General features: G+C 38.6%; 13 protein-coding genes. 5 read left to right on the top strand and 8 right to left on the bottom strand.

Annotated features, from left to right (window positions below):
• Positions 1-78 precede the first annotated feature (78 nt).
• Positions 79-1,866 carry an aspartate--tRNA ligase gene (gene aspS, locus CK510_RS04415; RefSeq protein WP_095720537.1) on the bottom strand — a complete coding sequence of 596 codons (1,788 nt, stop codon included), beginning with the start codon at positions 1,864-1,866 and terminating at the stop codon, positions 79-81.
• 455 nt (positions 1,867-2,321) lie between these two features.
• Between aspS and CK510_RS04410 the strand changes: the two genes are divergently transcribed.
• Positions 2,322-3,083, top strand: a complete 762-nt coding sequence (locus CK510_RS04410; RefSeq protein ID WP_245911846.1) for a hypothetical protein — start codon at positions 2,322-2,324, stop codon at positions 3,081-3,083.
• 68 nt (positions 3,084-3,151) lie between these two features.
• Complete coding sequence (locus tag CK510_RS04405) at positions 3,152-5,203, top strand: S9 family peptidase (RefSeq protein WP_095720536.1); 2,052 nt, start codon at positions 3,152-3,154, stop codon at positions 5,201-5,203.
• Between the two features lie 123 nt (positions 5,204-5,326).
• Here CK510_RS04405 and CK510_RS04400 read toward each other — a convergent pair whose 3' ends face one another.
• Complete coding sequence (locus tag CK510_RS04400) at positions 5,327-5,827, bottom strand: hypothetical protein (protein WP_211293086.1); 501 nt, start codon at positions 5,825-5,827, stop codon at positions 5,327-5,329.
• A 298-nt stretch (positions 5,828-6,125) separates the two neighbouring features.
• Between CK510_RS04400 and CK510_RS04395 the strand changes: the two genes are divergently transcribed.
• Together CK510_RS04395 and CK510_RS04390 are read left to right on the top strand one after the other, a co-directional pair.
• Entirely contained in the window at positions 6,126-6,713 is a 588-nt protein-coding gene (locus CK510_RS04395; protein ID WP_143289222.1) for a hypothetical protein, read from the top strand.
• A 113-nt stretch (positions 6,714-6,826) separates the two neighbouring features.
• Positions 6,827-7,588 carry a hypothetical protein gene (locus CK510_RS04390; RefSeq protein WP_143289221.1) on the top strand — a complete coding sequence of 254 codons (762 nt, stop codon included), beginning with the start codon at positions 6,827-6,829 and terminating at the stop codon, positions 7,586-7,588.
• A 165-nt stretch (positions 7,589-7,753) separates the two neighbouring features.
• Here CK510_RS04390 and CK510_RS04385 read toward each other — a convergent pair whose 3' ends face one another.
• The gene (locus CK510_RS04385) at positions 7,754-8,665 is read right to left on the bottom strand and encodes a S66 peptidase family protein (protein ID WP_095720532.1); all 912 of its coding nucleotides are present in this window, start codon (positions 8,663-8,665) and stop codon (positions 7,754-7,756) included.
• 129 nt (positions 8,666-8,794) lie between these two features.
• Positions 8,795-9,907 (bottom strand): glycosyltransferase family 4 protein, encoded by a 1,113-nt coding sequence (locus CK510_RS04380; RefSeq protein ID WP_095720531.1) that lies wholly within the window; start codon positions 9,905-9,907, stop codon positions 8,795-8,797.
• A gap of 64 nt (positions 9,908-9,971) precedes the next feature.
• On the opposite strand from CK510_RS04380, the gene CK510_RS04375 reads away from it, so the two are divergent.
• Positions 9,972-10,448: a DUF2141 domain-containing protein gene (locus tag CK510_RS04375; protein ID WP_095720530.1), complete on the top strand. Its 477-nt coding sequence runs from the start codon at positions 9,972-9,974 to the stop codon at positions 10,446-10,448.
• A 57-nt stretch (positions 10,449-10,505) separates the two neighbouring features.
• On the opposite strand, the gene CK510_RS04370 is transcribed toward CK510_RS04375, so the two are convergent.
• The 4 genes from CK510_RS04370 to CK510_RS04355 all read right to left on the bottom strand — a co-directional run.
• The gene (locus tag CK510_RS04370; RefSeq protein WP_095720529.1) at positions 10,506-12,002 is read right to left on the bottom strand and encodes a peptidoglycan-binding protein; all 1,497 of its coding nucleotides are present in this window, start codon (positions 12,000-12,002) and stop codon (positions 10,506-10,508) included.
• A 69-nt stretch (positions 12,003-12,071) separates the two neighbouring features.
• Complete coding sequence (locus CK510_RS04365) at positions 12,072-13,262, bottom strand: RNA-guided endonuclease InsQ/TnpB family protein (protein ID WP_095720528.1); 1,191 nt, start codon at positions 13,260-13,262, stop codon at positions 12,072-12,074.
• Between the two features lie 298 nt (positions 13,263-13,560).
• Positions 13,561-14,724, bottom strand: a complete 1,164-nt coding sequence (locus CK510_RS04360; RefSeq protein ID WP_095720527.1) for a peptidoglycan-binding domain-containing protein — start codon at positions 14,722-14,724, stop codon at positions 13,561-13,563.
• A 215-nt stretch (positions 14,725-14,939) separates the two neighbouring features.
• The coding region (locus CK510_RS04355) for a M16 family metallopeptidase (RefSeq protein WP_143289220.1) at positions 14,940-16,202 on the bottom strand (1,263 nt) is incomplete at its 5' end.

The following is a 16,202-nucleotide window of genomic DNA, read 5'->3' as shown; positions in this document are numbered from 1 at the left end:
GAACTTTAAGCATTAAGGCTGATTGATAATATTGTAGGGGCAAACAACCGTTTGCCCTTATTTGTATTCCTAGTTCCCTTACAACTTTGGTTTGAATGTCGAGGCAACATGCAATTCCTTAAGCTGCTTCGCATCCACTCCGGAAGGTGCATCTGTTAACAAACATCGAGCTTGTTGAGTTTTCGGAAAAGCGATCACGTCGCGAATTGACTCTTCACCAGCTAGTAACATCACCAACCGATCTACACCAAAGGCAATACCACCATGCGGAGGTGTACCATATTCAAAAGCTTCTAATAAGAAACCAAACTTGCCTTGCGCTTCTTCAGGAGACAAACCGATCGCATCAAATACCCGTTCTTGAACTTCACGCTGATATATCCGCAAACTACCACCACCAACTTCAAACCCATTGAATACTAAGTCGTACGCTTGGGCACGGGCTGTTTTCAAATCGTTGATGTCTTCTGCATGTGGTGCAGTGAATGGGTGGTGTAGGGCTTCTAAGCGCTTCTCCGAGGCATTCCACTCGAACATGGGGAAATCAACTACCCAAAGTAAGTTGAGTTTATCGGCTGGAATTAATTTAAATTCTTTTGCAACAAATTGACGCAATCTATCTAAAGTTTTATTCACAGTTTCTGTGTCAGCTGCCGCAAATAGCAATAAATGTCCGGGTTTTGCCCCTGTGCGGGTGAGAATTTCTTGCTTTTGGGCTTCGCTAAGGTTATCTTTGATAGCGCCAATTGTGTCGATTTCACCGTTGTCACGAACGCGAATATATGCTAGTCCTTTGGCTCCGGCTTCGCTGGCTTCTTTGAAGATGTCACCACCGGGTTTGATGCGAACGTTGGAAATGGCATCATTACCATTGGGAATGGGAAGAATTTTGATGATACCGCCATTTTTGATGGTATCAGCGAAGACTTTGAAACCGCTATCTTTGAGGATATCAGACACATTGACGAGTTCTAAACCGTAACGGGTATCGGGTTTATCGCTGCCATATTTTTCCATTGCGTTTACGTAGGTGAGACGGGGAAATGGATGGTGTAGCTCAATACCTTTGACTGATTTGAAAATGTGACAAACTAATTTTTCATTGAGTTCAATGATTTCCTCCTGGGACATGAAACTCATTTCCATGTCGAGTTGGGTAAATTCCGGTTGTCTGTCAGCGCGTAAATCTTCATCACGGAAACAACGGGCAATTTGATAATAGCGATCGCATCCCGATACCATGAGAATCTGTTTGAACAATTGCGGCGATTGGGGCAATGCGAACCATTCACCCTCGTTGACGCGACTGGGTAAGATATAATCGCGGGCACCTTCGGGTGTAGAACGGGTGAGAATAGGGGTTTCTACTTCAATAAATCCTTCCGTGTCTTCGAGATAGCGACGCATGGATTTGACGACTTGATGGCGCAATTGGAGGTTATTCGCCATTCTTTCGCGACGCAAGTCTAAATATCTATACTTTAATCGTAAATCTTCCCGCACTGGGTCTGTGTCCGCACTCGATACCTGAAATGGTAATTGTTTACGGACAGGATTGAGAAGTGTAATTTTTTCTGCATAAATTTCAACTTCGCCAGTGGGAATACGGGAATTTAGCGATTCTTCGGGACGTTGGCTAACTTTACCGACGATTTCGACTACATACTCGTTACGTAGTGCTTCTGCTATTCCGTAGGAATCTGGGGTTTGCTGTGGATTGCTGGCAATTTGGATAATGCCACTGCGATCGCGTAAATCTAAGAATATCACGCCCCCATGATCGCGGCGACGGTCTACCCATCCGTACAAGGTGACAGTTTCTCCAATATCTGACGCGCGGAGTTCGCCGCAATAGTGAGTTCGCATAGGTCTTATTTCTTAATTTCTTTCGCTAGAGAATGTAAATTATGGTCAAAGCTTTTTCATTATCTAGCATCAACTGTAATTGTAGTAATTCCGGCTCAAGAAAAATCAATAAATTTCAATTTGGGCATTGGGAATTGGGGATTGGGCATTGGGTGTTGGGTATTAGATGCTGTAATTTATACATAACTAACTTTTAATTACTAACTCTTAACTCAAAACTCCTAACTCCCTATTCCCCATTCCCTAATTTTTATGGTTAAATTCGTCAGTTCCTATACATTTAGCACGTACTAGAGCAGGAAATGCTAAATCTCTATTATTTGACTCTATTAAACACAAAATTCATTATCAACAAGAGCTTCAGCGATTATCCTGGTTTCTATGATGGCTTCGGTTATAACTTGAAGGCAAGTATCAAAACGTAAATTAATACACTAAATCACTACTGAATTTTTATGCAAGCTGAACCGAATCAAGCTAGTAATATCGATGAGAATATTGAAAACACTGTGACAGAAACCTCGAAAACTCGTCACAAAAGCGACTTCATGATACCGCGATCGCAACGTCGCAAGTTCTTTTTTACTTTTACTTTGATGACGATTGTCGGGTGGGTTGTTGGTGGTATTGTGAGTATTGCCGTAGAAACAGCCATTACGGAGCGATTGGTTCCCAAACTGACACCTGGAACCCAAGAGCTTTGGTATATGTGGGGAACCTATACCAGTTTATCTATTTTTGCGTTAATTTTTGCCGCAGACCAAGCGATCGCAATACGTCGTTATGTTTCCGGTTGGTTGTGGTTGCTTGCGACTGGTTTTGGTTGGATGGTTTCAACTAAGGTTTCGGATACTTGGATTGATTATATTTGGGGATTTGCAGAGTCTTTGAACCGAGAATTATCGGTTGAGGAAGCAATTATTTTGGGGATTGCATCAACTAGTGCTTATATTTTTTCGGGAATTTGGATTGGTTTTTGTCAATGGTTGGTTTTGCGTCGGTATGCTCAAAATCCTTGGTGGTGGATTTTTATGAATTCTTTCGCTTTTTTATTAATCAGTTTTTTGTTATGGTTACTATCTTTAGTGCAAACTTCTATATCGGAAGTATACCGCGACCAAGTATATTATTTGGGTGAGCAAGGATTAACCGCACTAATTTTAAGTGTTATTCCGGCAATTGCTTTATGTCGTCTGAAAAAAAGAGGTAGTTCTTAATTACCTATTACTGATGTTTGTACAGACTTTCCACCGTTCGTTTCTTCCAATTCAGTACTTGAAAAACTATGAATCAAAATAATCTACCACCTACTGCGAAAAAAGAGCCACAAATTTTAGAATTACATGGTGATAAGCGCATTGATAACTACTTTTGGATGCGTGACATTGAGAATCCAGAAGTAATTGCTTATTTGGAAGCAGAAAATACATATACAGAAGCCATAATGCAACCAACTAAAATGGTGCAAAAACAGCTTTATGAGCAAATGCTTTCACGCATCAAAGAAACTGACCTTTCTGTACCCGTTCGCAAGGATAATTATTACTACTATTCGCGAACTGAGGAAGGTAAAGCTTATGCAATCCACTGTCGTAAAAAGGATAGTCTAGATGCAAAAGAAGAAATTTTAATTGATGAGAATAAACTTGCTGAAGGACAAGAATATTTTAGTTTAGGAGTCTTTCAAATTAGTCCTAACCATGAATTACTAGCTTATTCGGTTGATACTAATGGTTCGGAAAGATATACACTTTATTTTTTAGATTTGAAAACATATAAATTATATCCAGAAAGTATTTCAGACACCTATTACTCATTTGCTTGGGCAAATGATAATAAAACTATTTTTTATACCCAAATTGATGAAGCTAATCGTCCTTATAAACTATTTCGACATCAGTTAGCAACATCTGAGCAGCAAGACAAATTAATTCATCATGAAGCTGATGATTCATACTTTTTATCTGTAGGCATGACTCGCAGCGAAGCTTACATAATTATGAGTATAGGTAGTCAAGTTACGTCAGAAGCTTATTATTTAGATGCAAATACACCTACTAATTCATTTGCAATTATTCAACCTCGTATCCAAGGTATAGAATACGAAATTGACCATCACGGAGATTATTTTTATATAGTTACAAATGATGATGCCATTAATTTTAAATTAATGAAAGCACCTATTACTTCACCTTCTAAAGAAAATTGGCAAACAGTAATTCCCCATCGTGACGATATCATGTTATCGGGAATTAGTATTTTTGCGAAATATTTAGTTATATACGATCGCAGAAATAGTTTACCTTGTGCCACAGTCCGAAAATTCGATACAGATGAAGAACATAATATTAGTTTTCCCGAACCAACATATGCTTTCTTTGAAGGTAGTAATCCCGAATATCACACAAATATATTACGCTTCACCTATACCTCATTAGTGACTCCACCATCAGTATTTGATTATGATATGGAGACAAATACACGGGAATTGAAAAAAGAAGCTGAAGTATTAGGTGGATACGAGAAAGCTGAATATGCCAGTGAAATGTTAATAGCTACTGCTAACGATAGTACAACAATTCCAATTTCGATTGTTTATAAAAAAGGTACATTAAAGAATGGAGAAAATCCATTATATTTAACTGGATATGGTTCCTATGGATATCCATCCTCAGCAACATTCTCATCAAATAATCTATCCCTACTAGATAAAGGATTTGTGATTGCGATCGCGCACATTCGTGGTGGTACAGAAAAAGGACGAAAATGGTATGAAGATGGCAAATTTTTAAATAAGAAGAATACCTTTACTGACTTTATTTCCTGTGCTGAATATTTAATTAATCAAAAATGGACTTCTTCCGAAAAGTTAGCAATTTCTGGTGGTAGTGCAGGTGGTTTATTAATGGGGGCAGTAATTAATATGCGTCCTGAATTATTCAAAGTTGTCGTTGCTGATGTTCCTTTCGTTGATGTCATTACAACTATTCTCGATACATCATTACCTTTGTCAGTACTTGAATGGGAAGAATGGGGAAATCCTAACGATAAAACATATTACGAATATATAAAATCTTATTCTCCATATGATAATGTTGAAGTAAAAAATTACCCAAACTTATTAATTACAGCAGGTTTAAATGACCCCCGTGTAAAGTATTGGGAACCTGCAAAATGGGCAGCAAAATTACGTGAATTCAAAATTGATAATAATATACTGCTGTTGAAAACAAATATGGGTGCTGGACATGGTGGTGCTTCAGGAAGGTATGAAAGCTTGAAGGAATTAGCTTTTGAATATGCTTTTATTTTCAAATGGTTAGGAATTAATAGTTAGGAGTTAGGAGTTAGGAGTTAGGAATTAGGAGTTAGGAATTAGGAATTAGGAGTTAGGAGTTAGAAATTAATAGTTAATTGTGTATTACTAATAAATATTCCCAATTAACTATTATTAACTAATCTAATCTGTTCCCCCCCAAGTCCAAGTCAAATTACCGTTTTTAGCTCCTTTTTTTAACACAATTAAAGGATAATTATTTGGGTCAGAAGCACCTGCTAAATCAAGCATTAGGTAAACTTTGCCTTTCACAAAATGTATCCGTAAATAATTAGTATTTCCTTCATATTTCTTGCCATCCACAGTTGTCATTCCCGCAGAAGCAAGACATTTGGCAAATTTTGGTTTCAGCGTTCCTGTCCATGTCGCACTAAAACTATTGCTTGCTGTCATGGAAATATTAGTTGCTATTAAACCCAGATTTGCCGTACCATCAACAGCAAAACCTCCTTCACGGTAAGGTTGGGCTTTTTCAGTGATGGAAAACTTATTAGGACAATCGTTTTTTTGTTCATTCTCACTGTTAATTTTAAGGTCAATAGTTTCCGCTTGTACCCGTAAACCCGTAACTGACGACATCAAAAAAATCGCTATGTATATAGGCAATTTTTTGAACTTATTCATACTAGTGATTGTTCCTGTTTCAGTAAATATTTGTGATAATAACTTATCCTAACTCTAGTTAAATAGATTCTGTAGAAGAATTGATAATATTTTGTGTTTTTTCATGTCTTGTAATAAATATAACCTTGTCTGCTGTAAAGGATTACGAACTGTAACACTGGTACTTAAATATGTAACGCGATCGCGTTAGAGTGATAAATGTAATCTTGACTTCAGTAGGATGACGCAATCAGAAAATTTATCCAATTTTTTAATCCCACCATTGGCAAGACAAAAGTTTGTGATTAGATTCACACTAATGACTTCTCTAGCAATATTAATCGGTACTATAATTGGAACTATTTTAGTTAAATTTATATCACCTTCAGATTTAGGTAGATTGGATGCCTTTTCTCTAATTTTGCTTGGATTAATTCAAGGAGTAGCTATTGGGATTAGTTTGGGAATTTTTCAATGGTTAGGAATTAAGTCTTATATTCCCAGTATTTACTGGATATTAGCTACAAGTTTTGGCTATATATTAGCGAATGTATTGCCTAATATTTGGTCTAACTTTGCCATTTATAAACTGGGAGCAAATCAAATCGAGATTGCAATTCAATCTACTCTCATCACACCAATTTGTTATATAATTTTCGGAATTATCCAGTCGAGAGCGTTGAGTAAATATGTCAAAAAATCGTGGAAATGGATTGCAGTACCATCTATATGTTGGTTAAGTTTAGCTATTTGGTTTGCTCCATTGAATATTCTTTTCGCAAGAATTTTAACTCCTAGCGAATATGGTAAATTCGCAGTTGCGATCGCATTTCTCAGGTTCATTAGTTCTGCTTTAGTTTTGGGAATTGTTCCCTCAGTTGCTCTTTGTTTGCTAAGAAAAAAATAGCTTGTGGAGAAAACAAATAAACTCTACAATCTTTAGTAAAATAATTACACAACTCGATATCTCTATATATGTATGTATATATGCTTATTTTTAATATATATCCCCATTCTCAAATGACAAACGTACAACATCAACAATTAATTGCTGATGTGAGAGAAACAATAATTTCAAACGCAAAACCCAATAATCGCAACATATCATCACGTCGGGAAATCACCGATGATTCGCAGTTGCATTCATTGAAGCGACAATTATTTAATCAAATTAACCCAATCTGGAGCGATCGCACAAATTTAGCACAGGATTTAGTTTATCGGATTGCGGTGTCTACAAATGGCAATATCATCGGGTATCAGCCTATAAATATAACAGCACGCAACCAAGTAAAAAAAACACCCTTACCTACATTTATCCGTCAACCGTCTATAATTCCCGGTTCGATAAATCAAACATTCGGCAGTTTTCGCGTTGTTTTTCGTAAGTCTGGTGCATTAGAAATAAGTCCTTGGTGGGGTTTTAAGAAAACACCTAATGTTGTTGGTGATAAAATTACCGAATCCAGGGTTATAAATAGATTACAACGACAATTAACTGCAAGTTTGCGGCAATATTGGGATGGTAAAACCAGTTCTAATCAAGACTTAAAATATCGTGTTGCGGTAAATAAAAATGGCATTATTAACGACTATGAACCAATTAATCAGGTAGCTTACGATCATTTTCGTGAAACACCTCTACCATTCATGTACCAAGAACTTCACGGTTCTAATGTTGCAGCACCTAATGAAAAAGAACCCTTAGCACATTTTCGTGTTGTCTTTAAGCGAAATGGTTTGTTAGAGATTACTCCCTGGAAGTTATATTTGTTTAAATAATCTGAATTGGGAATATTTAAGAAATTATATTACTCTCAGATGGGAAAACTGAATGTTAACATTAATACAATATATAATTTCTCATTTCGATTACATATAGTCAAGGGTGGGGAGACCCCACCCCTACGATTTTTTGATTATAAATTGGCTATTAAGAATAAACTATTAATCATTAATCATTAATAAACCATTATTACCATCCAATGTAGCCATGACACCAACAGGTAAAGACGCATTACAACCATCATGCCCAAAAGGTAATTCTGAGACAATGGGGATATTTAAATCACCTAAACTTAAATCACCTAAACGTTCTTGTAATACTTCTTCAATCTTGAAACTAGGAATATTCGCAGGTGCTTCGCATTGACTAAATCGACCAACTGCAATACCTTTCACTTTCCCTAAAATACCACTCATTCGCCATTGTGTTAACATTCTATCGATGCGATATGGTGCTTCTCCCACATCTTCAATTGCCAATATTACATTATCAAATTCAGGTTGATAAGGTGTACCAATTAGATGGGTTGCAACTGTTAAATTAGCAGGTAACAAGATACCACTAACCACACCACCACCCAAACCTTTCCCTTTTAATTCACCAATAGAACGTCCTTCAACCCAATCAAAAAGCCTTTTTATTGACCATTCTGGCTCTGTTGCAATTGTAGTTAAAACTGGTGCATGAACTCCAGAAATTCCAACTTTATACAGACTCCATAATAAAGCGGTAATGTCGGAAAATCCAATTAACCATTTTGGATTTTCTTGTATCCAACTCCAATCTTCTAAAATGCGGGTACTACCGAAACCACCACGGGCACATAAAATGCCTTTGCATTCGGAATCTTCCCAGGCAAACTTTAAGCGATCGCGTCTATCTTTATCTTTACCTGCTAGATATCCCCATCTGTCATCTATCTCTGGGATGACTTCTAGTCGATAACCGCGATCGCGCCAAATTTCGACACCACGTTTAAAGGGTTCTAATTCCCGTAAAGTACCACTTGGAGCAATAACTCGCAGTAAATCACCGGGTTGTAATGGTGGGGGAATAATAATTTTTGATTGCATAAAAATTAAACTTAGGAATTAAAAATTTAGAGATGCGATATATCGCGTCTCTCTATGTTAATTAGAAATAAGATTAATTTAATTTTCCAATATATGAAAGATATGTAAATTGCAATGTTAAATATTAACTCATAGACGACTCACCGAGTCATCTCTACCTAAAATCGCCTTGAACCAATCTTCAAACCGCAAGCCTAATGCTTCTAAGGAAAAATCATTTTCTGCTTGTTGACGACAATCTTGACGGTTAATAGTGTCTAATTTGGAAACCGCATCGGTTAACCCTGTAACGCTATCCGGTTCCACTACAAACCCCGTTATTCCATCTTGAATAATTTCCGATGGACCACCACGACTGTAAGATATCACAGGAACACCACAAGCTAAAGCTTCAATCGCAACATTACCAAATGCCTCTACCCAACGTGGAGTCATTAATACAGCTTTACATTCCCGCACGACAGACTGCATTTTCTCCGTTGATAAAAATCCCAAATATTCAATTGGTGCATTTGGGTAATCACTACAAATTTGCTGCCAATATTCTTCATCTTGAATTTTCCCCATAATTTTCAGGGGAATATTGGTTTTGACAGCAACTTCAACAGCATCTTCCAAAGCTTTTTCTGGAGAAATTCGTCCTAACCATGCAAGTTGGTTTTTTGGTTTGCCGCAAAACTCATACTGCGACAAATCAATACCGCTACTCAAGTAACGTAAAGGTGGGACTAAATTGGGGAAAGTCACACCTTGGGAAGGTGTATAAAAGCTGATTGTATGGGGAAATGCTTGGGAAACTTGGTAAATAATTTGGTCTAGTGCATCAGAAAGCGAACCCATACTGACAAGATGCGCGATCGCGGTTTGAAAAAATGGAGTCAGGTAAAAAGGCAACCAATCGTAAGCAAAGTTTACAATTACGTCATATTCACTTTGTACTTGCCTTGCATATTCCCACATATTCCCCAAAACTGAGTTTACAGGCATCGAAATGGGGTCTTTGCGCTCTTGACTTTGGGCAATAATTTGTAAATTTCCAGGAATTTCGATAATGGGAAACTCATCCCACAGCGAACCACTAGGAGCGACGATTTGCACCGTATGACCACGACGTAACATTTCTTTGGCAATGTTATATAAACTTAATTCTACCCCACCACCAAGCCCAGTACCGAGTCCTCCCACGGGGGTAGAGATGAAGAGTAATTTTAATGCCTGTGGTGACGATAAATTATTTTGCATAAGAGCTACTAAAATTGATGCTGTGGGATAGAAATAATTGTTGGAAGTCAGGAATTTTAATCTTATGACCAAACGATTGCGAATTAGCTTATTGCTGCTGCCATTTCTGGGAACTTTATTAGGAAGTTTGATATTTTCTGATAACTCCCAAGCCGATTTGAGGGGAAAACTCAATATTGAGATTGACGAATTGAGAAGTAACCACGGAGAAGTCTGTGTAAACTTGTTTGCCAGTAGTAAAGGATTTCCCCAGGAAGAAAAACGTGCAGTCCAAAAGCAGTGTGTCAAAATTACAGAAACACCGCTTGTAGTCAAATTTGATGATTTGAAAGCAGGTAGTTACGCTCTGGTAGTGATGCACGACGAGAACAGCGACAAAGCTTTCAACCGTAATAACTTAGGAATGCCATTAGAAGGATTTGGATTTTCGCAAAACCCCGAAATAAGCGATCGCGCACCCAAATTCAGCGAAACAGCCTTTTTTGTTGCAGGTCCAACAACCGACATTAAAGTAAAATTACAATATATGGCTTTATTTTAGAGAATAGGGAACAGGAAAAACCATAATTTCAACACCCAATCCCCAATCCCCAATCCCCTATTCTTCATCTTTATGATTATTTTGACCCGATAATGCTCGGATTTTATTCATCTGCGACAAAGCATATTTTGCCGTTTCTTGTACTTGAGGATCATCATCCTGAGTTGCATGAACCAACATTTGACTAACTTGTGCCATTAAATCGTAAACACGGGTTAAATCACGAATCGCGTTTTGCCGAACTTCTGGACTTTCGTCTTGCAATGACATTGCTAAAGCGCGATTCATGGGTTTTAGAGTGCGAACGCTAATTTCCGACAAAGCAGCTAATATCAGACTGCGTTGTTGTGAATCAGCATCAATCATCAAATCCACAAGAGGTTGAATTGCTCGTGAATCACCTTGTTGTCCTAAATCCCATATAGCTTTGCGTCGCTTTGTTGCGTCTGCACTGCGTATATCTTTAACTAATTCATCTATTATACTGACTTTCGCAAGACGAGAAGTTTTTCCGGGGGGGAATAATTCACTTGCAGATACATTATTCCCCTGAAGATTTGTATTTTGGGAACTTACATCCTGGGAATTATTCAAAGATGAACTGTAAAAATGCGATTCTCGATCGTTTGTCTCAAATTCTTGAATTACGGTTTGTTCGTGCGCTGGGTATTGCTCTATAAATTTTGCATCAGAAACACGATCAAACTCTTGAATTACGGTTTGTTCGTGCGCTGGATGTTGCTCTATAAATTTTGCATCAGAAACATTATCAAATTCCTGAATTACGGTTTGTTCGTGCGCTGGGTATTGATTGATGACTTTAGGATCGGGAACAACCCTTTCAAATTCCTGAATTACAGTTTGTTCGTGCTTTGGGTATTGAGTAATAACACGAGGTTCGGTTTGCTGCTCTAATATTTGCGGATTTATGACTGTAAAACCTGTTTTCTGAGATTTTGCCTTACCAAAACCACGCATAAAAAACGCGATCGCACCAACACTACCGAACATTCCCAAGCCAATTAATCCCCACCAAACAATACCCTTTCCACTAGACTTGGATTTAGCAGATGCACTCGAAGTTGAACTAGGAGTTGGTTGTAATTTCTGTTGAATCCCAGCTTCAATTTTTTCTTTAGTTGTAGTCCCAACAATACCATCTGCACCCAAACCATTCGCAGATTGGAACTTAGCAACAGCAGTACGAGTACCTCCACCATAACCACCATCAATTACACCATCATAAAAACCCAACTGTTTTAGCTTGGTTTGTAGTTCCTTAACCTCATCACCAGAATTCCCCGGTCTAAGTATTATCTTATCCTTATCTGGGCTAGTTTCCGGTGTCGCGGTTGAAGTTGCTTGAGTTGTAACCTCAGGATTTGGAGTTGTGGTATCAGTTGTTTGGTTACTCGATTCAGGCGAATTTACCTGTACTAATTTAATGCTCGCAGGTGTAGAATAACCATACGCCACAGTATTTGCCCTACCAGGGTTCAAACCCAGAAAGAGGAAACAACTAATAAGTAGGGAAGAAGAACGGCATAGCCACATATTCAAGAAATTGAGCCAAAACGTCAGGATTTGACACTCCCCGGCGTGAACGCACGGGGATTCTTTGATCTACGAGTCAACTTGCACAGACTGGATTACTCCAACCAATGTAGAGGTCGATTCTCCTAAAGCGTTGCCTACATCTAGTGTAGAGGTTCCGATATGCCCTACCGTACCCAATCCTAAATTAAGAATGTTTTTAGCGGCGTTCTCGTCTCTATCCATCACGCATCCGCATTGACAAACGTGTGTGCGAGTAGACAGAGACTTTTTCACAATTACGCCACAATTAGAGCATTTCTGGCTTGTATATGATGGATTTGCCGCAATAGTAATCCTCTTAAATACTTTCCCAAAATACTCTAACCAAACTCTAAATTGATACCAGCCAGCGTCCGAAATCGACTTTGCCAAACAATGATTTTTGACCATGTTCTTAATCCTCAAATCTTCATAGACGACTGCATCGTTTGATGTGATTACGCACCTTGCCAATTTCACGGCATGGTCTTTACGCTGTCTACTTATTTTGAGGTGAACCCTACCCAACGTATTTCTTGCTTTGCGTCTATTGTTAGAACCTTTAACTTTGCGAGAAACAAGTCTTTGTGACCGTTTCATTTTCCGTTCCCCAGTTCGATAGAACCGAGGATTTTCAACATGTTGCCCAAACGAATCAGTATAAAAGCTCTCCAACCCAACATCTAGCCCAACCGTCCGATGAGTCGGTTCTATTAACTCTTTCCGGTTTACATCAACGCAGAATTGAGCATACACACCATCGGCACGTTTTACCAATCTTACCCGTTTTATCTGGTTTATTTGATAAAAATGCAGTTCACGAGTGCCTTTGAGCTTTAATTTTCCAATACCGTTTTTGTCGGTGAAAGTTATGGATTTACGATCTTGTGCAAGTTTCCATCCTGACGATTTATATTCAACAGAATGGCAATTTTTCTGGAATTGGGGAAAGCCCTTTTTACCAGATATTTTCTTTTTGCAGTTGTCATAAAATCTAGATATAGCAGCCCATGCTCGTTCTGCTGCGGCTTGCCTAGCCATTGAGTTTAGTTTATTCGCAAAAGGAAATTCTTTAGCTAATAATGCACAATGCCGCGAAAGTTCAATCCAAGATTTAGCAAGCCCATCCATCCACAATCTAATGGCTTTATTCCGAATGAACTGAGTCGTTCGGATTGCCTCATCAATTGCTTGGAATTGCAATGCTTTACCGTAGGTTTTGAACTCAAAAACAAGCATGAATATCTTTCTTATTTCACTTACCTTGTAATAACACACCCATCATAAGATTATCAAAGAACTGTCTTGGAAATAAATATAAAGCCGTCCTAGAAGGACGGGGCTTTTACCCATTTTTTTGGTAAGTTACCGATACCACGATAACTTCATGATGGCTTAAATATTAACTTTTATCTTGACAAAAATATTAAATCCCTATCCGGAAGCAAAAAAAAAGTCAAATTTTTGGAAGTGAAGGGTTAGAAAAAATTAGGAGTGAGGAGTTATGAATTAGGAGTTGTATTTTTCTACATCCTCCTTAAGACTGATTTTTTCTTCGTCTGGTTAAAACTTCCCAGGTTTCTCCACCTGCGACACCATCAGGTTCGATACCAAAGCGTTGTTGTAAAGCTTTGACTGCGGTTTCGGTTGCTGCTCCAAAATCACCATCAGGGTCATTTTTCAAATATCCAAAGCGTTGTAATCTTCTTTGCAGTTCATATACCTCATCTCCACGCATACCTAAACGTAAGATTGGGAATCCGGCTACGCTATATTGGATACCTGGTTTTTGTTGGGCTTGACTGACTCGTGGGCTGCGGATGGTGGTTGATGTCGCTGTGCCACGTCCAGTACGGGTACTTGTCGATGTTGAACTGTTACTACGTCCAGAGCGACTTGTGGTACTGGTGCGGATGTTTGTTGATGTAGAACCCCGATTTTGTGCCAAACTTGATTGCGATCGCGTAGCCTCTCCTTTAGGGAGTCGCGGTTTTGGTTGTTGGGGGTTTGTTGTGGTGCTAGTGCGGGTTATGGAGGTTGCTCTGACTGTTTCTAACTGTTGAGCGTTTCCCGTATTAATGGGATTATTAGGTTTTGGTAAGGAATTTCTCAGTTCTGAGTTTGATACTACTATTGGTCTAGGTAAATTGCCAGAATTTTGAGTATTTTGCCTAGGAATTGGAAATCTATTACTTGTGATGCTTGTTGTACTTGTTACACTTGTTGTGTTTGTTGTTGGTGCTGGTAGTGATGAAGCAGTGGTAGTTGAAATATTACCTTGACCAGGAAATAGTTTTTGCCAAGTTGCTGTATCAACCACACCATCTGCTGCTAAACCCGCAGATTCCTTAAAACTTGAAACAGCCGCAACCGTAGTGTCTCCATATTTTCCATCGACTGCACCGTTATAAAAACCAAGTAACTTTAATGCTGCTTGCAATTCTATTACTACTTCCCCCTGACTCCCAGCTTTAAGACTAGGACGATTAAAACCAAATGTCGGAGAAGCTTGGGCTATTTGCTGTATCACTGTAACCGATGCTACTGATGGCGAACCAAAAAGCAAAGGCGCAGAAGCACAGATTAGTAACCAGTAAAGCTTGTTTTGATTGGTTTTTTTATTTGTATTTTGATTAAATAAGCGAAAAGATATAAATGACTCTAGGTAGTTAAATATACTTACCTTATCATTATATTTCATGGATTTGCCCCCGGTATTTCTCTTGCTAATAGTACGATCGCGGATGTGACATACACAACCGTGACAAGGAGAGTTATGAGTTATGAATGATGAATGTAGAGACGCGATATATCGCGTCTCTCTACGGAATTTAAAAATTAATATTTTCAGAATTCAGCATTTAATATTCAGCATTTAGGATTCAGTATTCTTAACTCAAAACCCCTAACTCATGACTAAATTACTCTCCCAATCGCTTCTTGTTGACCTACTAGCGATATGTAAGGTTCCCGTAAAGATTTACACGCAGCTTCGAGTGCTTCTTCTGCCGTGACTGCTGCGATCGCATCTTGAAAGCCTTTATCAAAGGCGATTCCCAACCCCAAGATTTCATACCAACCATAAATTTGTGCCAATTGGGCGTTAGTTTGTTTACCTAGTGCATACTGACCTAATATCTTGTTTTTGGCTGCTTGGAGTGAATCTGGCTCTAATTTGGCAGCACTAAGTAAATCGACTTCAGTTCGCAATCCTGCAAGCGCTGTTTCGGTGTTTTCTGGTGCAGTTCCCATATAAACGACGAATGAACCACAAAATAATCGGGTTGGGTAAAGTGCAGAAACTTCGTAAGCTAAACCGCGTTTTTCCCGCAATTCGACAAATAAACGGCTTGAAAGTCCATTTCCCAAATATGTAGATAATAATTTTAGTGCGGCATAATCGGGGGAATGTACCGATGGTACTAGATAACCCAACATTAAGATTGATTGCTGCGTGTTTTGAGGTGTGGCAACAATACGTGGTGTAATACTAGGAGAAAACGTCGCAACTTCGGGAAAACTGAACTCTGGCAAAGCTTGATTTAGCGCTGGTTGCCAATCACCAAAAATGTCTTCAACTAATTTTACAGCGCGATCGCAGTCAATCCGACCAGCAATACTAATAACTAAACTATCAGGACGAAAATAAGTTTGGTGAAATTCAACCAAATCATCACGAGTTAAATTACCCATTGTGGTTTCATCCCCCAAACCAGACATTGCATAGGGATGATTTTGGTACATCGCTTTTCGTAATTGCTCGAAAGCAACGCTAAAAGGTTGTTCCTTCTGCGATCGTATATCTTGCAGTGCTAATCTTCGTTCCAGTTCAACTTCGAGTTCAGGGAAAGTCGGAAACCGCATAATGTTTCCTGCCAATGCCAAAACCTCTGGAAAATCAGCCGTGACAGTCTTTACCGATACCACAAAATAATCGCTGCTGCTATCAGTACCCAAACTCGCACCAAACGATTCTACCGCTTCGGCTATTTCCATACTGGTCAGATTTTTGCCTTCAGGAGTCTCGCAACCTTTTGTCATCACAGTTGACATCAAATGCGCTAAACCAGCTTTTTCTGGTTTTTCGTAGCAACTTCCCGCACGCAAAAACATCCGCGCAGCCACAATATCAGCAGCCGGATTTTCTGTTACCAACACCACAATACCGTTATTTAATAC

The organism is Brunnivagina elsteri CCALA 953 (assembly GCF_002289455.1).
Lineage (GTDB): Bacteria > Cyanobacteriota > Cyanobacteriia > Cyanobacteriales > Nostocaceae > Brunnivagina > Brunnivagina elsteri.
Note: the sequence above shows the minus strand (reverse complement) of the source record. Positions and strands in the feature narration are given on the sequence as shown.